This is a genomic window from Metabacillus idriensis (assembly GCF_009674765.1).
Classification (GTDB): Bacteria; Bacillota; Bacilli; order Bacillales; family Bacillaceae; genus Bacillus_P; species Bacillus_P idriensis.
The window spans coordinates 487,494-508,723 of record NZ_WKKF01000001.1; the positions used below are offsets into that span (position 1 = coordinate 487,494).

22 protein-coding genes are annotated in these 21,230 nt (G+C 41.9%); 15 read left to right on the forward strand and 7 right to left on the reverse strand.

Annotated elements, in window-relative coordinates; all coding sequences use genetic code 11:
- Positions 1–41: 41 nt before the first annotated feature.
- Both GJU41_RS02370 and GJU41_RS02375 read left to right on the forward strand, forming a co-directional pair.
- Complete coding sequence (locus GJU41_RS02370; RefSeq protein WP_154317928.1) at positions 42–1,256, forward strand: threonine synthase; 1,215 nt, start codon at positions 42–44, stop codon at positions 1,254–1,256.
- Between the two features lie 80 nt (positions 1,257–1,336).
- Entirely contained in the window at positions 1,337–1,711 is a 375-nt protein-coding gene (locus GJU41_RS02375; RefSeq protein ID WP_070878355.1) for a DUF948 domain-containing protein, read from the forward strand.
- A 25-nt stretch (positions 1,712–1,736) separates the two neighbouring features.
- Here the strand turns inward: GJU41_RS02375 and GJU41_RS02380 are convergent, their stop codons facing one another.
- Entirely contained in the window at positions 1,737–2,672 is a 936-nt protein-coding gene (locus GJU41_RS02380; RefSeq protein ID WP_070878357.1) for a helix-turn-helix transcriptional regulator, read from the reverse strand.
- A gap of 92 nt (positions 2,673–2,764) precedes the next feature.
- On the opposite strand from GJU41_RS02380, the gene GJU41_RS02385 reads away from it, so the two are divergent.
- The gene (locus tag GJU41_RS02385) at positions 2,765–3,289 is read left to right on the forward strand and encodes a dihydrofolate reductase family protein (protein WP_070878360.1); all 525 of its coding nucleotides are present in this window, start codon (positions 2,765–2,767) and stop codon (positions 3,287–3,289) included.
- Between the two features lie 23 nt (positions 3,290–3,312).
- On the opposite strand, the gene GJU41_RS02390 is transcribed toward GJU41_RS02385, so the two are convergent.
- Both GJU41_RS02390 and GJU41_RS02395 read right to left on the reverse strand, forming a co-directional pair.
- The gene (locus tag GJU41_RS02390; protein WP_070878362.1) at positions 3,313–3,519 is read right to left on the reverse strand and encodes a hypothetical protein; all 207 of its coding nucleotides are present in this window, start codon (positions 3,517–3,519) and stop codon (positions 3,313–3,315) included.
- Positions 3,520–3,875: 356 nt separating this feature from the next.
- Entirely contained in the window at positions 3,876–5,117 is a 1,242-nt protein-coding gene (locus tag GJU41_RS02395; RefSeq protein ID WP_070874913.1) for a helix-turn-helix domain-containing protein, read from the reverse strand.
- Positions 5,118–5,287: 170 nt separating this feature from the next.
- Between GJU41_RS02395 and GJU41_RS02400 the strand changes: the two genes are divergently transcribed.
- Together GJU41_RS02400 and GJU41_RS02405 are read left to right on the forward strand one after the other, a co-directional pair.
- Entirely contained in the window at positions 5,288–5,653 is a 366-nt protein-coding gene (locus GJU41_RS02400; RefSeq protein WP_070874915.1) for a DUF485 domain-containing protein, read from the forward strand.
- The gene (locus GJU41_RS02405) at positions 5,650–7,218 is read left to right on the forward strand and encodes a sodium/solute symporter (protein ID WP_070874917.1); all 1,569 of its coding nucleotides are present in this window, start codon (positions 5,650–5,652) and stop codon (positions 7,216–7,218) included. Before GJU41_RS02400 ends, GJU41_RS02405 begins: the two co-directional genes overlap by 4 nt.
- A gap of 80 nt (positions 7,219–7,298) precedes the next feature.
- Here the strand turns inward: GJU41_RS02405 and GJU41_RS02410 are convergent, their stop codons facing one another.
- From GJU41_RS02410 to GJU41_RS02420, 3 genes are read right to left on the reverse strand one after another with little or no spacing between them, the layout of a single operon-like run.
- Entirely contained in the window at positions 7,299–8,900 is a 1,602-nt protein-coding gene (locus tag GJU41_RS02410) for a YndJ family protein (RefSeq protein ID WP_170292696.1), read from the reverse strand.
- Positions 8,890–9,489, reverse strand: coding sequence for a DUF4166 domain-containing protein (locus GJU41_RS02415; RefSeq protein ID WP_070874921.1), 600 nt, complete (start codon positions 9,487–9,489; stop codon positions 8,890–8,892). Before GJU41_RS02415 ends, GJU41_RS02410 begins: the two co-directional genes overlap by 11 nt.
- Before the next feature lie 10 nt (positions 9,490–9,499).
- Positions 9,500–10,402: a DoxX-like family protein gene (locus GJU41_RS02420; protein ID WP_070874925.1), complete on the reverse strand. Its 903-nt coding sequence runs from the start codon at positions 10,400–10,402 to the stop codon at positions 9,500–9,502.
- Positions 10,403–10,489: 87 nt separating this feature from the next.
- Here GJU41_RS02420 and GJU41_RS02425 point away from each other — a divergent pair, with 87 nt between their 5' ends.
- From GJU41_RS02425 to GJU41_RS02450, 6 genes are all read left to right on the forward strand, one after another.
- On the forward strand, positions 10,490–11,062 hold the full coding sequence (locus GJU41_RS02425; protein ID WP_070874927.1) for a histidine phosphatase family protein: 573 nt from the start codon (positions 10,490–10,492) through the stop codon (positions 11,060–11,062).
- A 77-nt stretch (positions 11,063–11,139) separates the two neighbouring features.
- Entirely contained in the window at positions 11,140–11,994 is an 855-nt protein-coding gene (locus GJU41_RS02430) for an AraC family transcriptional regulator (protein WP_154317929.1), read from the forward strand.
- Between the two features lie 358 nt (positions 11,995–12,352).
- Positions 12,353–13,072, forward strand: coding sequence for a DUF2161 domain-containing phosphodiesterase (locus tag GJU41_RS02435; RefSeq protein ID WP_070874932.1), 720 nt, complete (start codon positions 12,353–12,355; stop codon positions 13,070–13,072).
- 180 nt (positions 13,073–13,252) lie between these two features.
- Positions 13,253–14,119: an AraC family transcriptional regulator gene (locus GJU41_RS02440; RefSeq protein WP_154317930.1), complete on the forward strand. Its 867-nt coding sequence runs from the start codon at positions 13,253–13,255 to the stop codon at positions 14,117–14,119.
- 133 nt (positions 14,120–14,252) lie between these two features.
- Entirely contained in the window at positions 14,253–15,107 is an 855-nt protein-coding gene (locus GJU41_RS02445; RefSeq protein ID WP_070874934.1) for an STAS domain-containing protein, read from the forward strand.
- Positions 15,108–15,382: 275 nt separating this feature from the next.
- The gene (locus GJU41_RS02450; RefSeq protein WP_070874943.1) at positions 15,383–16,000 is read left to right on the forward strand and encodes a DedA family protein; all 618 of its coding nucleotides are present in this window, start codon (positions 15,383–15,385) and stop codon (positions 15,998–16,000) included.
- Between the two features lie 137 nt (positions 16,001–16,137).
- Here the strand turns inward: GJU41_RS02450 and GJU41_RS02455 are convergent, their stop codons facing one another.
- On the reverse strand, positions 16,138–17,307 hold the full coding sequence (locus tag GJU41_RS02455; RefSeq protein WP_070874949.1) for an FtsW/RodA/SpoVE family cell cycle protein: 1,170 nt from the start codon (positions 17,305–17,307) through the stop codon (positions 16,138–16,140).
- Between the two features lie 277 nt (positions 17,308–17,584).
- On the opposite strand from GJU41_RS02455, the gene GJU41_RS02460 reads away from it, so the two are divergent.
- The 4 genes from GJU41_RS02460 to GJU41_RS02475 all read left to right on the forward strand — a co-directional run bounded on the left by GJU41_RS02460 (position 17,585) and on the right by GJU41_RS02475 (position 21,230).
- Positions 17,585–18,556, forward strand: coding sequence for an MFS transporter (locus GJU41_RS02460; protein WP_154317931.1), 972 nt, complete (start codon positions 17,585–17,587; stop codon positions 18,554–18,556).
- 11 nt (positions 18,557–18,567) lie between these two features.
- Complete coding sequence (locus tag GJU41_RS02465; RefSeq protein WP_154317932.1) at positions 18,568–18,804, forward strand: hypothetical protein; 237 nt, start codon at positions 18,568–18,570, stop codon at positions 18,802–18,804.
- Positions 18,805–18,936: 132 nt separating this feature from the next.
- The gene (locus GJU41_RS02470; protein ID WP_070874953.1) at positions 18,937–20,526 is read left to right on the forward strand and encodes a long-chain-fatty-acid--CoA ligase; all 1,590 of its coding nucleotides are present in this window, start codon (positions 18,937–18,939) and stop codon (positions 20,524–20,526) included.
- A gap of 65 nt (positions 20,527–20,591) precedes the next feature.
- Complete coding sequence (locus GJU41_RS02475; RefSeq protein WP_070874955.1) at positions 20,592–21,230, forward strand: lysoplasmalogenase; 639 nt, start codon at positions 20,592–20,594, stop codon at positions 21,228–21,230.

The window sequence follows — 21,230 nt, forward strand, 5'->3', positions numbered from 1 at the left end:
TTATTTGTTAGGGGCCTTTTCTATTATGGAGGGATTTGTTCATGAATTATAGTTATCTGTCACATTTAAGTTGCCCAAAATGCGGGACGGAGTATTCAGCGGAGACGATTCAGCAGCTTTGCACGTGCGGATCGCCGTTATTGGTAAACTATCATTTGGATCTAGTGAAATCGGTGTTGACGAAAGAAGAGGTAAGTCAAAGAGAAAACAGCCTTTGGAAATATCATGAGCTGCTTCCGGTGGAAAATCCGGACAATATTGTATCAATGGGAGAGGGCATGACGCCGCTGCTTAAGACGGACAGAATCGGCAGAAAATTGGGTATTGGGCATCTTCTTATGAAAGATGAAGGTCTGATTCCAACGGGTTCTTTTAAGGCGCGGGGCGCTGCTGTCGGCATTTCGAAAGCGAAGGAGCTGGGTGTGAAAACATTTGCGATGCCGACAAACGGCAATGCAGGTGCCGCGTGGTCACTTTATGCAGCAAGAGCGGGAATAGTGCCGTATATTATCATGCCTTTGGACGCACCTCTTATTACTAGAAAAGAAACGGCAATTTCCGGTGCGAATTTGCATTTGATTGATGGGTTGATCAGCGATGCCGGAAAAGTTGTAGCGCAGCTTGTCGGCGAAGAAGGTTTTTATGATGCATCCACGCTAAAAGAGCCATACCGCATTGAAGGGAAAAAGACGATGGGGTATGAAATTGCGGAGCAGCTGAACTGGACCGTGCCTGATGTCATTTTATACCCGACTGGCGGGGGTGTGGGCATAATCGGAATCTATAAAGCTCTTCTAGAATTGCAGGAGCTTGGCTGGATCAGCAAGGACAAGCTTCCCCGCCTGGTTGCTGTTCAGGCGGAAGGGTGCGCTCCGATTGTAAAAGCATTTGAAGAAGGAAAAATGGAATCAGAGTTCTGGGAAAACTCACAGACGGATGCGTTTGGCATCAATGTGCCGAAAGCGATCGGTGATTTTCTTGTTCTTCAGGGGATTTATGATACGAATGGCTGTGCCATTGCTGTTTCTGAAAAAGAGATTCATGCAGAGCAGTCACAAGCTGCCAAATTAGAGGGCTGTTTTATTTGTCCGGAGGGGGCGGCGACTTTTGCAGCAGCCCGTCTTTTAAGAGAAAGAAACTGGATTAAGGAAGATGAAACCGTGGTCTGCCTGAATACAGGGCAGGGAATTAAATATCCGGAAACGGTTCGTGCTGAAGCACCCCTGCTCCGAAAAGGCGAAATGCTGAAACTATAAGCTTCTACTCTGCGCGGCACAATCATATAATTTACCAATGTACAGCCTGTCTTGTACAAAATCGGCCGCGGAGGTGGAACATGTTAATCGAACTAAGTGCTGTCGGAGCTGCGTTAGCCTTTATTTGTCTTGTAGGGTATTTGATCCAAACGCTAAGACGCGGAATGGTTACCCTAGAAGAAACAAATGAGACCCTTGTTGAAGTAAGAAAGGCTGTTCATGATTTGTCGGGAGAGGCTGAGGATCTGATTCACTCGGCCAATCAAATCACGGTTGATGTAAAAAGCAAAATGAAAACAGTAGAACCATTACTTGAATCTGCACAGGATATGGGAGAGGTCATTCACAGTGTGACTAACACCGTAAAACAGGCGGCAACCGGATATGGATATGGACTTCCGCCAGTTAAAAACGAAAAGGCGCCAAACCGCGAAGTGAAGATTAAGCTGAAATAAAAATTCCCCGCATAGGGGAATTTTTTTAGTTCTTATACTGATCCTGAATAGCTTTGGCATGCAATATAATAACATCAATCAGTTCCTGCGGTTCTTCAACGATAGCGTCTCCTCCAAGCAAATAAAAGTTCCTGGCCATAAAGCTGATTTCATCAATTGGAATTTTGGCAGAAATTGTCCCTGTGCCATCATGATGCTGAGTTATATAATCTGCAAGGTATGGAAGGCTCTTGCATTCCCTCACTCCATTTTTCGTCAATTGGACTTTTAAAGGAATCTGATCCCGTTGTTCCATTTTAGAAATCCATCCAGATAGGTTCGTTTTTATAGATTCTTCTGCATCTATTAACTTCACGCTGCAGATTCGGTCCACTCTGAATAACCGGTGATCTTGAGAACTGTAGTCGTAGGCTGGACAATACCATAATCCATTAGATGCATAAATGCCATAAGGAAAAATGCTGCGAATAGCTTTCCCTTTCTTTCCCTCATATTCTATCTCGATTTTCGAACGGCTGACCGCTCTGTCGAGAATGTCATTTAATAAAGGGGCATAAATTTTTTGGGGCGGCGCTAAAAAGGAAATGTGATTTTTCATTTCATCTATTTTCTTTTTGATTGTTTCATTGAATGATAAGTAGAGTTTATCGGATGCGGCCTTAATTTCCATTTGAAAGGGAAGGGTCTGGTAGTGCATCAGGTACTCGTATGAAAAATACAGGGCAAGTCCCTCGTCTTCAGTGAAGAAGAGCGGAGGAAGGATATTATTTTTCAAAACAGTGTATCCCCCGTGAGGTCCCTGTTCACTATATAGAGGCAAGCCCCATTCTTCAAGCTCGGCTAAATCACGCTGGATCGTGCGGATAGATACTCCAAACTCATTAGACAATTCGCCTGCCGTTACTTTTCTGTTCCGGTTGATATAAAACAGGATACTGAATAATCGCTGAAATTTTGACATGTTTTTTCCTTCCTGATCATGACTATTTCTGTCGTCATTATCTGTTAACTTAAAAGCGAAAGTCAATCATTTCTACTAAAGGAGACATGAATATGAGCAGAAAGATCGTTTTATTTATTGCAATAAGCCTTGATGGATATATAGCCCGTCTGGATGGTGATATCAGCTGGCTCAATGAGGTCCAGGGTGTTGGGGACAATGGCTATAGTGAATTTATTGAATCCATCGATACGGTCGTGATGGGAAAAAAAACGTATGACCATGTTCTTCTTTTAACCAATAATCAGTATCCGTATAAAGGAAAAACAAGCTATATATTTACAAGAAAAGAAAGCAGCACGAGTTCAGATCTTCATTTTACAATGGAAGACCCTGCAGCGTTTGCTGAAAAATTAAAATCACAGCATGGCAGGGATATCTGGCTTGTCGGGGGATCAGAGATATTGGACAGTTTTATGAAAAAAAACTTGGTCGATGAGTACATCATCACGACTGCCCCGATTATTTTAGGCGACGGTATCCCGCTGTTTAAGACTAGGAATCCTGAGATCAAACTCAAGCTTAAAAGCAGCAGTAAGTATGGGGAATTTGTACAGAATCATTATGAGAATGCCTGAAAAAAGGGCTGCCCAATAGTTTCTTAAAATGAAGCAGGCAGGAAAAACGATTGTTTTTCCTGCCTGCTTTTTTCTTTAATAATAAATAATGGGATCACTCGCCGTAGAGCTGTCCCTTTTGCTTTTCGGTGCTGTCCAGCTCCACCTCCTGGTCCCTCGGCCGGAACAAAATCTCCAATTAATTCGGAAACCCTTCCAATTAATTCGAAAACCCCATGAATTAATTCCAAAACCCCTCCAATTAAATTGGAAACCCCATCAATTCATTTCAATACCGACAATTTTGTAACTTGCCGGTACTGAAGTTATTGGCTCAGCTCAAGCAATCAGCTGCTTATCGATTAGATATGATGACTAGTTTGATTTTTCACTCGAAGTTTATGCAGAAAAAACCGTGTGATAATCCGGTATGGTCTCACAGAAGAACGGGGACCTAGTCCATGACCAGTCGGCTCCGCTTTTCTTGTTGTCCAGCTCCACCGCCCAACTCCTCGGCCAGAACAAATCCGACAGCAAAGGCAAAAAGCGCCTTTACTGTCGGATCCTTATCTGTCTGTCGGAGCTAAACGGGCGGTTCCGCTTTTCTCTATACAAATAGAATCTCATCCGTCAGCCGATATTCACTCGGGGTAATGCTCACGTATTTTTTGAAGGTAGTGCTGAAATAGTTCGGGGTATTAAAGCCGAGTTCATCTGCAATTTGCTCAATTGTTTGGTCCGTATGCCTGAGCATCCAGACAGCGCGCTGAAGTCTGACGAAGGTGACATATTCAACAAAGCTGCGGCCGGTTTCTTTTTTGAAGAGTTTGCAGAAATACGGAACGCTGATGTTGATTTGTTCAGCGACGATTTTAGTCGTCAGTTCTTTTTGGCAGTTAAGAGCAATATAGCTTGTGCACGTATTGATTTGCGGATTAGTGGTTATTTCTTCAAAATATCGAAGCGAGAGCCGGTTGTAATGAGGGGTGCGTCTTGCTTTGCGTGCTTCCCGGTAAGAATGGGATAAAAGCAGGGGCTCTCTGTAAATGGAACCGACTCCAATGTATAAATGAATGCCATGTTTATTTTTCAGATCCTCAATCGCCTGGAGCAATTTGCTTTCGCCTTCCTGCCAATTCCTAATGGAAGATAAGCCATGCGGAACTTGGATAAGCATGAGCAAATGTTTTTTGTAAGCGAGAAAAGACGGCTGCTGATTCACTTGTGAAAAGAGCTGTTTAAAGACTGACTGAATGAGAAGAGGCGCCGATTCTGCTTTTTCCCTGCTTTGATTGTGAATAAATCCCTGTATGAAGCAAACCGCGTTTGGAACTGTTTCATCAGAAAGATAGGAACGCGCTGCAAACAGCTCTTCTTCTGATTTCACTTCGGCGCGGAGCAGTCTCCGAAGAAAAGCTTCTTGAAAAGGAAGAAGGCGTGCCTCTGTTCCGCGGTCCTGTGCCAGCTGCTGCACCATTGAACCATAGTTTGTGATGACTGCGCTTTCATTTTTATTTGACGTCATGACTTTTCTTAAACTTTTGATGAAGGTATGTTTTTTAACGGGCTTTACAAGCATGGTCTGCAGCTGCAGTTCGATAGCAATGGGAGAAGTTTTCAGCATAGATGGTTCTAGTAGCGGGAAGATGATGCAGTCATGGTGCTTTTTTTGCAGACGGTGAATTTTGACCCAGTCAAATAACTTTCTAATTTCGACGACAGCTATTTTTAGTGAGGTGTTTATGTTTTCCTCATCCACGTGCAGGGCATCCTCAAGTTCTTCATGTATCCATGTTGTCATTTTTTCTTTTTCAGCTGCTTCTTCCACTATGAATGTAACGTTGTACACGCTTAATTCCCCGTTCCTTTACAGTATGACTCTAGTACTAGTATACATGAAATGGATAATATATTAAATATTTATACATTTCTGATAATTTATTGTAAGGTATGCCGTTTCCTTCTATTGTAAAATACAAGCATGCAGTGAAATAGATAAAAACAAAGGGGGAACGGATTTTGGCCGCTGAGTTTAAAGAATATGATTATGTAGAGGCAGGGACGGTTGACGTCCGAGAGCTTGAACCGCTTGATCAGCAGACAAGCCATTTGATGAAAAGTGAATTTAGTACAGGCTCGAAACTGACATTGTTTTATTTTGCCTTTATTTTTGCGATGCCGATCCTGAATTGGTTTGCACCTGAGTTTATGTTTTCAAATTTCTACGGCGGAATGACGTATGCCTGGTTCTTTACAGGGATTGTTGCAATGGGAATGGCCTTTATTATTGCTTATATTCATACTGCGTTATATGAGAAGAGATTGAAAAAGAGCCATATGACAGACAGCTCCATTCGTCCTTCTAATGGAAGGAGTGTCAACTGATGGCTGCTTTGTTTGAACCTAAAATGCTGCTCACGATTTTCTTGATGGGAACGATTGTCTACATTACGTATCTATCAAAACGGAATGCAACGGCATCTGACTTTTTTGTAGGTGGCCGGAGCTTTGGCTGGTTTACTAATGGATCGGCCATCGGCGGAGATTACTTGAGTGCTGCCACATTCCTCGGGATTGCAGGACTGACTTTTCAGCTTGGTTATGATGGAGCTTATTATGCATTTTGTTTCTCGATCGGACTGACTCTCCTTGCGATCTTTGTAGCGGGACCGCTTCGCAGATTTGGCGCTTATACAGTTGCGGATTTTCTTGGCTACCGTTTTCACAGTAAACGGGCAAGACTTGCAGCGGTTGCGGTCGTATTGGCGATTTCGGGTTTCTATGCAGCACCGCAATTATTGGGAGCAGCACAAATCTTAAGTATGTTCTTTGGGACAAGTTATGAATTTGGCATTATTTTTACGTGCAGTGTCATGATTTTCTATGTTGGAATCGGAGGAATGAAAGGGACTACTTTAAATCAGGCGCTGGAATTATGGATTCGTCTCGGCGCATTTATTTTGATGGTAGTAGCGGCGATTTACGGCGGTTTATATTATGAAAGAATCCTAGCTTCTGTCACTGAATTTACAGGAAGCATTGCCGGAACTGCGACGTTTGCTCCTGATGGAAAAGACGTTGTTCATGACGGTCAAACCTGGATTGGCACAGGAAACTACTTCCCGTCCTTCTGGCAGACCATTTCAATGACAATCGGGCTTGCGCTGGGTACGATCGGTCTTCCGCATATTCTGCTTCGCTTTTACACAAACCCGAGTGCAAAGGCCGCTCGTAAATCAGCTCTTATGGCAATCTTAATTGCAAGCGTTTTCTTTTTCTTCGCTGTTTACCTAGGAGCAGTCGGAAGATCTATTTTCCTAAGCGGCTCAGCGGATCCACAGGTTATGAAAGATCTTGTAGCCGGAGGAAACAATATGGTTATTCCTTCTACTGCACAGGCTCTTGGCGGAGAATGGCTGCTTGGACTTGTCATTGCAGGTGCATTTGCAGCAGTCTTCTCGAACTTGTCCGGTTTATTTATCGCAAGTTCTGGTGCTTTGGCACATGATCTTTATGCCACTTTCTTAAGGAAAAATATCACTCAAAAAGAACGTGTTATTGCGGGGAAAGTCTCGATTCTGGTTTTAGGTGTCCTTTATGGAGCGCTTGGACTTCTTGTAAAAGAAGCATCGATCGGTCATCTTGTTGCACTCGCCTTTACGGTGGCAGCAAGTACATTTACACCCATCTTCATTCTTGGAATCTGGTGGAGAGGCATGACAGAAAAAGGGGCAATTGCGGGACTTGTCCTTGGGCTCCTTTCCTCCATGTACATGATTTTTCTGCCGGCGACTTTGCCTGAATTCCTTCAGTTCAGAGTACCAGGACTGATTACCGTTCCAATCGGATTCCTGTCTGTTTACATCGTCTCGAAGCTTGACCGCAAAGTTCCTTCTGACGTAAACGACTTTATGAGAAAAGTGCACTCGAAAGAATCTGAGATTGCTTGATGAAATAAAAAGAAGACCGAATTCGGTCTTCTTTTTATTTCTCATGCTTCATTATCATTCAGTTCAAAAAAACTCCTTCATTAGAAGGAGTTTTTTTGTCTTTTAACAATAGAATAATGAATGGTTAAAAAGGGAATCCGAAAAATCCACATTTTATGCTTTGCGGTCAGCCTTCCCCCAGCTGATTCCCTGACATGAAAAACTTCTTCAATTGGAAGTTTGAAAAGGTTTTGCCGGAAAGCCAGATAAACACCGGCATCTGAATCCTGCTTCTCTTTTTTGCTTGAAAGCTGAAGGTCTCTTCCTTTCTGCTTAAGCGCAAGTATCCCAATCATCGCTGAACCGGGAAGTGGAAGCCCAATATTCATATAGGTTTTTTCATTTGTGCTGTGATAAGAGTAGAGGGCAACAAATACAGTTTCACCATTCATTTTCCGAACCCATGCCCGGACGGATTCTCTGTCATCGTGTTCTTTTTTTAGCGGATAGATCCTTCCGGTCATTTCACCCTGCTTGCTTGAGAACGGAAGATTGATTTGTTTGACTTGCCTGCTGAACAATCGGTAAACGAAGGCGAATGGTTTGAACCAGCTGTGCCAATTTACTTCTGCAAACAGCCGGTATTGATTGGTATTTTCATAAAAGCTGATAATCTCTTTAGACAGGTTATTCAAAGAAATATCAGGTTCATAGATGTCCATATTATCTACTAGTCCCTGGTATTCAGAGCTTCTGTCTGCGATCTCATCCAGTATTTTCTCGCCAATTGCCCGTTTTCCCCTGACTTTACTGATGGGAAAGGCCGGGCCGTGAGCAGAAGAAGGGGTGAAAATAGACCAGCCAATCACACCCAATAAAGCAAATATGCCGCAATTTAGGATGCCATGAAATTTCAGCATAAAGTCAATCGATACGGTGAAAACTCCCCAACCATTTCCCAGGGCATAAGCCAAAGAAAAAAGAATCGTGATCCCAAGAGCTGAAAAGGACAGTCTGATCAGCCATTTCGCTTGATGAAGCGGTACTTTAAATGAGAGATAGATCAAACCATATATCCCAGCAATATAAAAAAGGACGGATAACAGTTCAAGCCAGACTGAATAGGTAATTCCCAGCGCTACAATAATTGGCGATACGATCAGGATCGAGGCCGAGAGCCGGTAAAATGGAGGTTTTGAAATTCTCCCTAAGAACCCTGCAAAAATCGGCAGCAAAAAGGAAGAATAGTGAAAGTGAATGCCAGTCAGCCACCTGATAATAGGAGGAAAACCAGTCTCAATATCATCTATATGTGCAAAAAACCATGCTCCGCCGATCATTAGCGATAAAAGGCCCATATCCACTGCAAATTCTTCAAATTGAATAAAACCCCGGCTTAAAAAACGTGAACATCCATATGCTGCGACAAGAATTGTAAAGCACAAGTAGACACCTGCAAAAAAGACATCAAATGAGGATTCTCCTGTTACTTGCAGGAGAAATACAGATGTATAAGCAGGAATGGAAACATAGGGATAAAGCCTATAAAACCAATCCCCTTTTTTCATGATAAGGTGCAATACGAGCGGAACATAGACAAGCTGTGCTGCCGTAAGCAATAAAAAGTACCATGGCCCCTCATTTAAAAGCACGGAAAGGAGGAAGATGATGCTGTGAATGATGACAAAGCTGTTAAATTTCATCTGCTGTAAACGCTCCTTCATAGGAGAAAACGGTGCCGATGACACGGTTTACTACTTTTACTTCTATTAAAAAAACATCCCTGTCCTCGTCGTAGGATTCTGTTACAAAAGCCAGTCCCTGAAACAATCCCGGCATAGGAATCTCAAGCTTTCCAAGAACAAGGCGCTGACTTCTGGACTCTATTTTTAATTGTCCGCTGTCATTCACATGAAAGGATAAATCTGAATAGAACAGTTTCGGCTCACCCAGGTAATCTTTAATCAAGTTCCTTTGAGAATCCAGACTCATTAACGCATTGAAATACCTTTTTTTCTTTTTAAAATAAAAGATCCGTTCCCAGTGAACCTGTTCTTCCCCGTCAGCGCCAGTGCGCGGAGTATTTATGATAACAAACGGAATCTCTTTTCCATACTCCGGAAATAGGAATTTAAAGCGGACTCCTGCTAAAAAGAAGGGGTACAGCCATTTTGGACCGCCATTTATTGTTTTCATCACTCCTTTAGCTTTAAAGGGAAACTCGTACCTTTTTTGAAGCTTTGGGTGGAGGCGCTGAAATTGATCACCTAATACACTTCTATAAATAGACATCTGAATCTCCTTATCTCTTTCTTTTGCAGCTGCCCGCTGTCGGCAGGTCCCTGCTTTGGAAGAATCCAATGATCGAAAGAATGAATAAAGCGGCATTAAAAGTAATGGGACTGAAGGGATGAATCAGGTTTGCAGGCTCTGCCAAAACAGCTGACAGGGAAAGAAGCGGAAACACTATAATCTGCAGACCAAATAACCTTCTTTTATTAAACGGCAAAATCCACAGCAGTCCGAATAGAATCTCTGCTATGCCAACAGCAGAAACGATGGAGGAAGCCTGATTCATGGAAATAGGCAGCAAGTTTTTCGTCATAGATACTTCATCTGGATGGTTGAAAAGAACTTTTGGCACTGCGCCGTGATAGGTCCAGATAAAAAAGAAAAGAAAGGTAATAAGCCATGTACTAAAAAAGCGCAAATACTGAGAGGCTGGCGCTTCTCCCTTTTCAAGCCATCTTTTCAGGACATCAAAACTTAAAGCAGTTGCCCAGCCGATTAATGGCCTGAATATGATTGCATCAAAGAACGCACCTAACCTGCCAAAGTTCACTTTATAATCGTATTGTGTCAGAAAAGTGAGTGCGTCCTGTTTTTGTATGTACTTCCAGTATCCCTTGCCTTCTTTGATTAGGGATATTTTTTGATCTGTTCCGAAATGAAGGGATGAAGTTCTGGGTCCATCCTCAGCATGAAAGGTCCCGACGCTTTTTCCCCATCCCTGTATGCTTTGTCCGAAGCCAATATTTGTTTTATATAAAAAGTGCTGAGGTTCGTTTTCTTTTTTTGGAAGATAGGTAATGGATGAAAAACGGAGATCCCAGCTTGAATGCAAGTCTGGAGTTTGTGTTGCACTCCACAGTTTTTCCATGTCTGATCTGACCAAAATTTCAACATAAATTGGTTTTCTTTTCATCGTATTCACCCCTCTTTTAGAGTATCATAATCTTAGATGGAAGAATTAGAGAATGATAGAAATTAATTGAAAGGAATGGTTCTGAATATGACGAAAATAGGGATTATCCGCCATGGGCGCACTGCCTGGAATGTAGAGAGAAGAGCACAGGGAAGCTCAGATATTCCACTTGATGAGAATGGAATCATCGAAGCGGTGAAGCTTGCGGAAAGGTTAAGTTCTGAAGAATGGGATGTGATTTACGCAAGTCCATTAGCCAGGGCAAAACAGACAGCCGAATACATAGCAGCAAAGCTTGGGAATCTTCCTATTCAATTTGATGAAAGACTTAAAGAGGTGGATGGCGGACAAATTGAAGGAACGACAGAAGCAGAAAGATTAAAGAAATGGGGAGAACAGTGGCGGGAGCTAGATCTTGGAATTGAAAAGACAGAGGCCGTTATCAAAAGAGGGCAGTTATTTTTCGATGAATTAATCAAGAATCATCCTGAAAAAAACATTTTAATTGTCAGCCACGGAATGTTTATCTCACATTTTTTAAGACATGTGGTTCCTAATTTAGAAATGAAGGATGGACTGAGAAATACGTCAATCTCGACAATTGTAAAAGGAGAAAAGGGATGGGACTGCGATTTGTATAATTGTACAAGGCATCTGTAAAAGCAGTCACCGCAAAGCATAAAATGACAGGATTTAAAGAATCTGCATTGGTAAGATTGGACTTGGGAGTGAGTAATATGTCATGGATAGAGTCAATACAGAAGGCGATCGACTATATGGAAGAACATTTGCTTGAAGACATTTCGATTGAACAGATTGCAAAAAAGGCAAATGCTTCAGCCTTTCATTTTCAGCGGACATTTACGATCTTAACAGACATTTCTGCTTTAGAATATCTTCGGCGCAGACGTTTAACATTAGCCGCCCAGGAGCTCGCAAACAGCCGCAGAAAAGTGATTGATCTTGCCTATAAGTATGGCTATGAAACTCCCGAATCGTTTACAAAGGCTTTCAGAAGGCAGCACGGGATTTCGCCGAGTGAAGCGAGGAAAAGCAATTGTAAACTGAAATTCTACAGCCGCCTGGCCATTCAGGTGAGTTTGAAAGGAGCAGATCCAATGAAATACAATGTGGTGGAACGTAAAGGGTTTGAAGCAGTCGGAATTAAACGTGAGTTTTCATGTGAGAATGAGGAAAATCTGATCGGTATTCCAAAGCTCTGGAATGAAGTCAATCAGGATGGGACCAATGATTTGCTGATGAAACTGAACAACGGAGAAATTAAAGGCGTGATGGGAATATGCGTAGCAGGCAGCAGCAAAATGATGGATTATTGGGTAGCTGCAGAATATAATGGCGAACTGCCTCAAGGTTTCTCAAAACTCACAATTCCAGCATTAAAATGGGTTGAGTTTGAAGTTCATGGCCCAATGCCTCATGCGATGCAAAATGCATGGAAGCAAATTATCTCAGAATGGTTCCCGACGAGCGGATATGAGCATGCCGGCACACCTGATTTAGAAGTGTATACAAATGATGATCCATATAGTTCAGACTATTATTCTGAGATTTGGATTCCTGTTAAAGCATAAAGATATACAGCACAAGGGATTGTTCAATAAGTCTCTAAAATGAAGCAGGCAGGAAAAACAAATGTAATTTCCTGTCTGCTTTTTTCTGCAGCTCTTTTCATAAACTTTGTTGTTTTTAGACTCCATGCTAAAAACTTTAAGTGGATTGCAGCGGAAAGGAACGGACAACATTTATAATCGAAAACAATAATTATGCGAAAACAGACTTTCTGGACAGCCCCTGCTTGTCTCATAACTTGTCAGATTCAAATGTCATGTGATAGCTCCGGATTATATTCTTGTACACTTTCAGTCAGCCTTTTTTTCTGAAAACGGTTATGATAGGGTTAGGAATAATGGAAAACGCGGGGTATTAGAAATGAAACAGGACAAGATTTTAGAAAAGGATTTATATTTGCCGATACAAAGATATTTTCTAAAACAAGGCTTTGAAGTGTACGGAGAAGTAAATGACTGTGATCTGGCTGCCGTTAAGGGGGAAGAGCTGATTATCGTTGAACTGAAGCTCAGGCTGAACGTTGAACTGCTGATTCAGGCGGCAAAAAGACAGCGTTATACAGAACATGTTTATATTGCCATCCCCAAGCCCTCATACAGCCTGCGCTCGAAAAAATGGAAGGATCTTTGCTACTTGGTGAAGCGGCTGGAACTTGGATTGATTATCGTCTCGTTTCGTCAGGGAAGAGCTCAAGCTGAAATTAAGCTTGCGCCTTCTTCATTTGATCGAGTCAAAAGCATGAAACAGAGCAAGAAAAGAAGAGACAGAATACTGGCTGAAATGGCCGGGAGAAGCGGGGATCATAATATTGGCGGCGTGAACAAAACGAAAATCATGACAGCTTACAAGGAAAGATGCATTCACATTGCCTGCTGTCTCGAAAGGAAGGGGCCGCTCAGTCCTAAAATTCTCCGTGCCATGGGAACCGGCGATAAAACGCTCTCGATTCTTAACAAGAATTACTACGGCTGGTTTGAGAGGGTGAAAAGGGGGACGTATTCCCTGAATGAAACCGGGAAAAAGGAATTGCTCCTGCATGAGGCTTTGAGTGAGTATTATTATAAGAAGATTGAAGAATAGATTCTGCTGGGGCAAAAAACAGCGGGATTTTTTTGTTGGATCTGAAAGATTGCTGACCTGAGGATGAAAGCAATTGAGAAAATTGAATACTTGTCAGAAATACAGCACAAAAAATCAAAATTCCAATGCTGATATCTTGTAAAATTTGGTTATGAAGATGTCAAAGAAGGGTGTGAAGGCATGGATACATATCATCGGATTCAAAAGTCAATTGAGTATATTGAAACTAAACTATTTGAAGAATTAAAGATTCAAAATGTGGCAGCTCAGTCTTATTTCTCTCCGTTTCACTTTCAGAGAATGTTTCAGGCGATTTCAGGTTTCACTGTACAGGAATACATTCGTAACAGAAGGCTGTCTGAAGCAGCTGTTCTCCTGAAAAAAGATATTCCTATAATACAAATTGCGCTCGATTGCCAATATGGCTCACAAGAATCGTTCACAAGGTCATTCTCTGCATTCTCAGGAATAACGCCATCCAAGTACCGTAAATCACAAGCTGCGCTAAAGCTGCAGCCTAAGATTAATTTTTTGGCTTTTCAGCATAATTTGAAAGGAGAAATTCATATGAACAAGCCACAGATTGTGAACCTTCCGCCTATTCAAATTATAGGCTGCGAATACAAAACAAATTTAAATAATGATGCCTATTTTGAAGACATCCCAGGATTCTATCATGATTTTGGCATGAATGAATACTTTATGAAAATTCCTGGCAAACTTGCACCTGGCATGTCCTACGGGATAGCCTGCACCTTTGAAGATGATGGAGGATTTACTTTTGTCATTGGAGAGGAATCAAAAGCATGTGATGCAAAATTAGATGCTCCACTGATTCAGATGAAAATTCCTGAAGGTAAATATGCCGAATTCAAAGTGAATGGCTCTGCAGACTTGGTTCAGAATAATCGCAAGTACATTTACGGCACATGGCTGCCGCAATCTAATTTCGAACGGAGAGAGGGACCGGATTTTGAGGTAACGGATGTACTGGGATCAAGCTATCCGGAAAAAATGAAGATGAAAATTTACATTCCTGTTTATTAGACTTATTCAGGCTGAAAAAGATGTTTAAATACCAAATGGAAAATTTTTTTGTTAACTACCACAAAAAGGGTTTGAGATTCTAAATGTATAGTACTATCCTTATAGATAGAACTTCGTTTTGGAAAGGAGAACCATGCAGACTAAAAACAATTTACACACAACCCTCAAAAAAATTAATGAAGTGATTATAGATCAAAAACAAGAATTGATCCAAACTATAAAAGTAGAAAAGAGCATAAAATACCCGAACCTTATCCAGTCAAACAGCCAGGAGCTTTCTAATTGGAGAGAAAGATTGGTGAACGTTTATGCTGAAGCCATTTTGCTCAAGAAGGAGGAATCGATTGTTCTTCTGAACAACTGGGGAAGAGAAACGGCAGATTTGCTGATTGTCATTCAATTTCCGCTTGACCTGGCCATTGAGGAAATCAAATTTTACCGTGATGTGATTGGTGACATCATTAAAGACCAGGCAAAGGCTGACACCTTATCCCTGGATGAGTTTTATGAGCTTCTTTCATCTTTTGATCATGTGGTAGATCACGCTATCCATTTGATCAGTGTTTTTTATATGAAAAAATACTCAACTAACATTCAATCTGCCAAAAATGCTGTTGATGAGCTATCTGTGCCAATTGTAAATGTTTCAGAAAAAATTGGGGTTCTTCCTTTAATCGGAGACCTTGATACACAGCGTGCACAAATATTAATGGATGTTGCTTTAACAAAAAGTGCAGAATGTGCATATGAATATTTAATCATTGACTTATCAGGCGTACCTGTCATTGACACGATGGTAGCAAACCAAATTTTCAAAGTGCTTGATGCTTTGCAGCTTCTGGGCGTAGAAACAAAATTGAGCGGAATCCGCCCTGAAATTGCACAGACCATGATTAGCCTTGGTCTTGATTTTAAAGAGACCAAATCATTTTCCAGTCTGCACCTTGCCTTAAAATTTATTGGATTTGAACAAAAGAATTTAGTATAACCTGACGCGGTATCTCTTTTAGGAGGTGCCGTGTTTTTTAAAAGGGGATAAATAAACTAAAATTTTGCGCTTCGATGTCTAGCTCCAACGCCCAACTCCTCGGCTAGAACGGCTCCGCCAGTAAAGGCAAAAAGCGCCTTTTCTGTCGGATCCTTATCTGTCTGTCGGAGCTAAACGGGCGCTTCCGCTTTTCTTAGGGTGCATGCGTTTTAAAAGTTCCAGCATAGGGAAATGATTTTTAGAAAAGAAAAGGACGCAGTGAAGGAGTGAGGTATTTGGAGAACTGGATTACGGATTTTATGGAACAATACGGGTACTTTGGCATCTTTCTGATGATTGCCTTAGAAAACATATTCCCTCCTATTCCTTCAGAAGTTGTGCTGCCATTCGGAGGGTTCATGACGACCAATTCAGACATGAATGTCATTGGAGTCATTCTCGCCGCTACAGCAGGATCTGTTGTCGGCGCGATCATTTTATTCTGGATCGGACTGCAGCTGGATGTTGAACGGCTCGAAAAAATCATTGATAAATGGGGCCATATCCTGAGAGTTAAAAAGAAAGATGTACACCGTGCAGATGCATGGTTTGATAAATACGGCATTTGGACCGTTTTTTTCTGCCGTATGGTCCCTCTGCTCCGCAGTCTCATCTCGATACCGGCAGGCATGTCCAATATGAATTTCCTGAAATTTGTTCTATTTACTACCTTTGGTACCCTGATCTGGAACATTGCACTTGTTATGCTTGGGGCATCACTCGGTGAAGCCTGGCCTAAAATCAATGAGTATGTCGGCGTCTATTCTTCGGTCATTTATGCAGTACTCGGAGCAGCAGCAGTTGTGTTTATTATCTGGTTTATTCGAAAAAGGCAAACGAAGAGTACACATTAATTTGATGTGAAAAAAGACCCAATCTGAAAAATGATTGGGTCCTTTTTTATGAGCTTAGAAAGTATTAAATTTTGTGATTTATGTCCAGCTCCATCGCCCAACTCCTGATGCCTGCGCTAACATGGCGCTTCCGCTTTCTATATAGCCTGTGGCTTGCTGTAGGTCTGCTTAAAGGTATTCATCATCGAAATATTCACCAGCATTCCAGCTGAGATGAAGAGCAGAATCAGTGATGATCCTCCGTAGCTTACAAATGGAAGGGTAACACCCGTAATTGGAAGCAGACCGGCTACCGCACCAAGATTGATGATGGCCTGAATTCCAATCATGGAGGAAATACCAATGGCAAGAAGCGAGCCGAAAGGATCCGGACAAGCTTTGCTGATGGCAAAGCCTTTTAACACGATAAACGCAATCAGCCCGATGACAAAGAGCACCCCGAACAGTCCAAGCTCTTCACTGATGACCGCCATAATAAAATCCGTATGGCTTTCTGGCAGATATCCATATTTTTGAATGCTGTTTCCAAGGCCAAGCCCGAGCATGCCGCCGCTGTTTATTGCATAATAAGAGCTGACAAGCTGATAGCCTGAATCGGCGATATTTTGAAAGGGATCCAAAAAACCAGTAAATCTTGAAATTCTCTCGGATGAGAAGACGTCAGCTAATTTATTTGTAATAAATAAAAGCATAAGCCCGATTGAAACGGCCATCGCTGTAAAGGCTGATAATTTGATAAAGCTTTTAAGCGTAATCCCTGAACAAAGAATGATGATCGCTGCATTCAATAAAATTATGAGTGCTGTTCCAAAGTCGGGCTGCAGCAAAATTAAAATGAAAATTAGAACAACAAATATAACTGGCGGCAGAATGGCATTGTAGAAATCATCCATATATCTCTGTTTTTTTGCAAGCAGTGCTGATAAATAGATAATAACCCACATCTTCGCAAATTCTGCGGGCTGAATCGCTGCTCCGCCTAATTTTACCCAGCTTTGAGCGTTTCCGGCTGTGTGCCCAAAAATCATGACAAACAATAAAGAGCCAATCGATATGTAAAATAAGAGCTTAATCATTTTTTTCTGAAGAAAGATTTTATATGGGAAAAATGAAAGTGCGGCAAACGAAATGAAACCTATTAGCAGAGAAATACTCTGCTTTTTGAAAAAATAGCTGCTCGTCACATCATATCTTAGAATGGATGTGATCATGCTTGAGCTGTAAACCATAAGAAGCCCGAATGTGCTTAATAAGAAAATCGCTGCTATTAACGTATAGTCGTAGGATTTAAGAATTCTGATGAACATGATGTGGCTCCTCTATTATATTGGTGTACAACATAGTAGATGTACCCAAAAACTATAATGAAATAACCTCTTGAAAGCGGATTTTAAAAAAATATTCAAAAATCTTTGCCGGTAAAGTAGGATAGAAGTAAGAGAATGGAAAAAAAGGCATCCATTCTAATTATCGGATAGCCTACAAATTACTTAACATTCTCAGCTGTATAGCCTGAAATTTATCGTGGAGGGGAAGTCCAATGTAAGAATCTGCCCTATATATAAAGAAAGAGGGGTAGTTTACATGAAAAATAAATCGTTTCGCTTTCTTTGGCTCGGTCAATCAATAGCCGGTGGCGGAGATGTTTTTTACATAGTCGGTCTGATTACACTGCTTTACTTTTATACAGGTTCTGCCGTCATAATAGCGGCTGTTCCTTTTACTGTCACAATGGGGCGCTTCATCAGCGGGTTTTTAGCCCCGATCCTGATTGATAAATATTCGCTTAAAACATTGCTTGTTATTTCGCAGTCGGGAAAGACGGGAATCCTCTTCATGCTGGCGCTGTTTAATGAGTTCACTGGACAATCAGGGCCTGTATATCTGCTTTTTATTTTCGTATTTGCCATCTCTTTTCTGGATGGGTGGGCAGCTCCAGCTGTAAGCGCAATGCTGCCGCGATTGGTTCCGTCAAATGAACTTGTGAAAGCAAACAGCCTGGTTTCTATTTTGGATCAGTCTGTTCAGCTTGGAGGCTGGGCAATAGGAGGAATACTGGCTGCTTCAATTGGGGGAAGCAATGTTATCTGGATGACATGTGCATTATTCGTCATCTCAACCATCATGATGATGCAAATTAAAGAGCTCCATCCTGCTGTAGACCACAGCGAACCTGCAAAAAGGAAATGGATCTCCTTAAAAGAAGGCTGGATCTTCATTTGGAAAAATCCATCCCTAAAAACGCTCACCATTATTGCTTTTATTGAATCCATTGCCTTTGTCGTCTGGATAGCAGCGATTATCTATATCTATGTTAAAGAACAGCTGCAGATGGAAGAGGAATGGTGGGGCTATATCAATGCAAGTTTTTTTATTGGGTTGATCCTCGGCGGATTCATTGGTATAAAAGCATCTGCTTTTATACGTGGAAAACTCAGCAGCATCATTATGGCTGCAGGATTTGGGTTGAGCCTTTGTACTTTTCTTTTGGGTTCACGACCATACCAATGCTTGCTCTTTTCCTCTCCTTTGCCTTCGGAGTGCTGGAACAGCTGAAGTCCATAGCTATGCAGACCCTGCTGCAAAGCAATGCATCAGCTGATCAACTTCCAAAGGTTTATGCAGCACAGGGTGCCATGCTTTCTTTAACATTCGGACTCGCATCCCTGCTCTTTGGCTATTGGACAGAGCAGACAAATGTCCAGACTGTATTTGCAGTGTCAGCATTATTTCTCCTCGGTTCAGCTGTGTTTGCTTTTAGAAGACGGCTGGAATTGAGACTAAGAACTAAAACTGTTAATTAATAAAAAGAATCCGGTGCAGGTCTGTGCCGGTTTCTTTGCGTATACATCACAATTGTTATATAACACCTTCTCTCAGATATGCTATAATGATTTTGAAAATAATTGAATATTTAAACTAAAGGGGATGGGAAAATGAAGGTGCCTTTGCTGCTGCCTCAGTTTTTGGATCGGGCTGTGAAGCTATACAGGAATAAAACAGCTGTGATTGATGAGTTAAAAGAATTTACATATGCAGAAGTAAATGAAAGAGTGAATCAGCTTTCACGGGGGCTAATGGATTTAGGGATTGAAAAAGGGGACCGAGTTGCTTATCTTGCACCAAACTCATCTGAAATGTACGAGGGATTTTATGGCGTTCTTCAGCTTGGAGCGGTTATCGTTCCGCTGAATACGAGGCTGATTCCAGAAGATTATGTCTATATCTTAAATCACAGTGAAACGAAAGTATTATTTGTTGATCATGAGCTTTATGCACAAATTGAGCCTGTCGCAGATCAATTAAGAACGATTCAAACAATTATTGTCCACGGTCTTGAAATCAGCGGAGATGGTCCGATCGCTTATGAGCAATGGCTGAGTCAATATGAAAAAGATGAAATTGTACGACCTGAAATGGAGGAGGATGATTTGGCCACTCTCCTTTATACGAGCGGAACGACCGGCAAGCCTAAAGGGGTTATGCTGACCCACCGGAGCAACTATTTGCATGCGCTTGCATCCATGCATCATCTTCGGGTTTCAGACCGTGATATTCTTCTTCACGTGCTGCCGATGTTCCATGTGAATGGATGGGGTTCTCCATTTTATTACACCGCAAATGGCGCAACACAGGTCTGTCTTCGAAAAGTGCAGCCGGCTGATATTTTCAGAAAGATCAATGACTATGGCGTGACTGTCATGCACATGGCTCCAACGGTTTTAAACAGTCTTCTGCAATACGCGGAAGTGAACGGCTGTTCGAAGCAGCCGCAGGATATTCGAATTGTAATTGCTGGCTCTGCCCCGCCTCCTGCATTTGTGAAGCGGGTGGAAGAGGAATTGAAGTGGGAGTTTATCCAAGTCTATGGCATGACAGAAGCATCTCCCCTCATTACAACATCCATCATCCGTGATACACAGCAGTATCTTCAGCCTGAGGAAAAATATCGCTTAAAAGCAAAAGCTGGCTATCCGTTCATTGGAAGCGACGTAAGAGTTTTTAATGAACTTGGAGAGGAAGTTAAGCACAACAGTCAGGAAATCGGAGAAATTGCTGTGCGTGGAAACGGCGTAATGGAAGGCTATTGGAACAACCAGGAAGGATCAGATGAAGTCATTCGCGGCGGCTGGTACTATACAGGGGACATGGCTGTTGTGGATGAGGATGGAAACATTGAAATTGCTGATCGGAAAAAAGATATTATTATCAGCGGAGGAGAAAACATCTCTTCAATTGAAGTGGAAGGCGTACTGTACGATCATCCTGCCGTGCAGGAGGTCGCTGTCATTTCTGTGCCGCATGAAAAATGGGGAGAAACGCCGCAGGCTATAGTTGTCATAAAAGACGGACTGCTGACAAGCGAAGAAGAACTGATCGCCTTCGCGCGCAGCAAGCTTGCTCATTTTAAAGCGCCGACGAAAGTGATCTTTACAGATGAGCTGCCTAAAACGGCTTCAGGCAAAATTCAAAAAGTTCATCTGCGGAAGGAATTCTGGAAGGAAAAAGAGAAGTTTGTAAACTGACAAATAGCTTCAAATGGAGACCAGGGGGGACCTGGTTCTTTTTTAGGGGGAAAAAGGGGTGGAAAATGTTTACAATCCTATTATTTATGTGTGTTTTTGCATCTGCTGCGTCTTACATGGCAGCTATTTATTATAAAAAAGAAACATGGATTTATGTGCTGAAACCAGGAACGATGCTTTTGATCATTGGAATAGCCTGTATGAATCTGAATGGCGCCGGAGTGTTTGGCATCCTGGTTGTCTGCGGATTACTCTTTTCCCTTGCCGGCGATGTCTTTCTCATGCTGCCTGCTGATCGTTTTTTGCAGGGGTTAATTACTTTTTTTATAGCGCATGTCCTATACACTGCGGCTTTTATCTTTGAATGGGGTGATGTTGAGAGTCATTCCCTAATATGGGTTGTGTTGATTCTGATTGCGTTCCTCTTTTTCCGCCTGCTTTTTAAAGGAGTAAAAGAAAAAGGCGGGACTGCTATGATCGCAGCTGTTTCACTTTATATAACGGTCATTACCATGATGACCGGAATGTCTTTTATCAGCGGACAAGTTCTGATCATCGCAGCAGCATTATTCTTTTACCTATCAGATGCAGTGCTCGCTTGGGACCGGTTCAGGCGTTCTTTAAAATACAGGGACTATATGGTGATGAGCACTTATTTTCTGGCACAGCTGCTATTTGCTGTCAGTGTCTATCTTTTTAACTAA

Coding starts and splice junctions, on each gene's coding strand:
- GJU41_RS02370 (WP_154317928.1), top strand. CDS start 42: ATGAATTATAGTTATCTGTCACATTTAAGTTGCCCAAAATGCGGGACG.
- GJU41_RS02375 (WP_070878355.1), top strand. CDS start 1,337: ATGTTAATCGAACTAAGTGCTGTCGGAGCTGCGTTAGCCTTTATTTGT.
- GJU41_RS02380 (WP_070878357.1), bottom strand. CDS start 2,672: ATGTCAAAATTTCAGCGATTATTCAGTATCCTGTTTTATATCAACCGG.
- GJU41_RS02385 (WP_070878360.1), top strand. CDS start 2,765: ATGAGCAGAAAGATCGTTTTATTTATTGCAATAAGCCTTGATGGATAT.
- GJU41_RS02410 (WP_170292696.1), bottom strand. CDS start 8,900: ATGAAATTTAACAGCTTTGTCATCATTCACAGCATCATCTTCCTCCTT.
- GJU41_RS02415 (WP_070874921.1), bottom strand. CDS start 9,489: ATGTCTATTTATAGAAGTGTATTAGGTGATCAATTTCAGCGCCTCCAC.
- GJU41_RS02420 (WP_070874925.1), bottom strand. CDS start 10,402: ATGAAAAGAAAACCAATTTATGTTGAAATTTTGGTCAGATCAGACATG.
- GJU41_RS02425 (WP_070874927.1), top strand. CDS start 10,490: ATGACGAAAATAGGGATTATCCGCCATGGGCGCACTGCCTGGAATGTA.
- GJU41_RS02430 (WP_154317929.1), top strand. CDS start 11,140: ATGTCATGGATAGAGTCAATACAGAAGGCGATCGACTATATGGAAGAA.
- GJU41_RS02435 (WP_070874932.1), top strand. CDS start 12,353: ATGAAACAGGACAAGATTTTAGAAAAGGATTTATATTTGCCGATACAA.
- GJU41_RS02440 (WP_154317930.1), top strand. CDS start 13,253: ATGGATACATATCATCGGATTCAAAAGTCAATTGAGTATATTGAAACT.
- GJU41_RS02445 (WP_070874934.1), top strand. CDS start 14,253: ATGCAGACTAAAAACAATTTACACACAACCCTCAAAAAAATTAATGAA.
- GJU41_RS02455 (WP_070874949.1), bottom strand. CDS start 17,307: ATGTTCATCAGAATTCTTAAATCCTACGACTATACGTTAATAGCAGCG.
- GJU41_RS02460 (WP_154317931.1), top strand. CDS start 17,585: ATGAAAAATAAATCGTTTCGCTTTCTTTGGCTCGGTCAATCAATAGCC.
- GJU41_RS02465 (WP_154317932.1), top strand. CDS start 18,568: ATGCAGACCCTGCTGCAAAGCAATGCATCAGCTGATCAACTTCCAAAG.
- GJU41_RS02470 (WP_070874953.1), top strand. CDS start 18,937: ATGAAGGTGCCTTTGCTGCTGCCTCAGTTTTTGGATCGGGCTGTGAAG.
- GJU41_RS02475 (WP_070874955.1), top strand. CDS start 20,592: ATGTTTACAATCCTATTATTTATGTGTGTTTTTGCATCTGCTGCGTCT.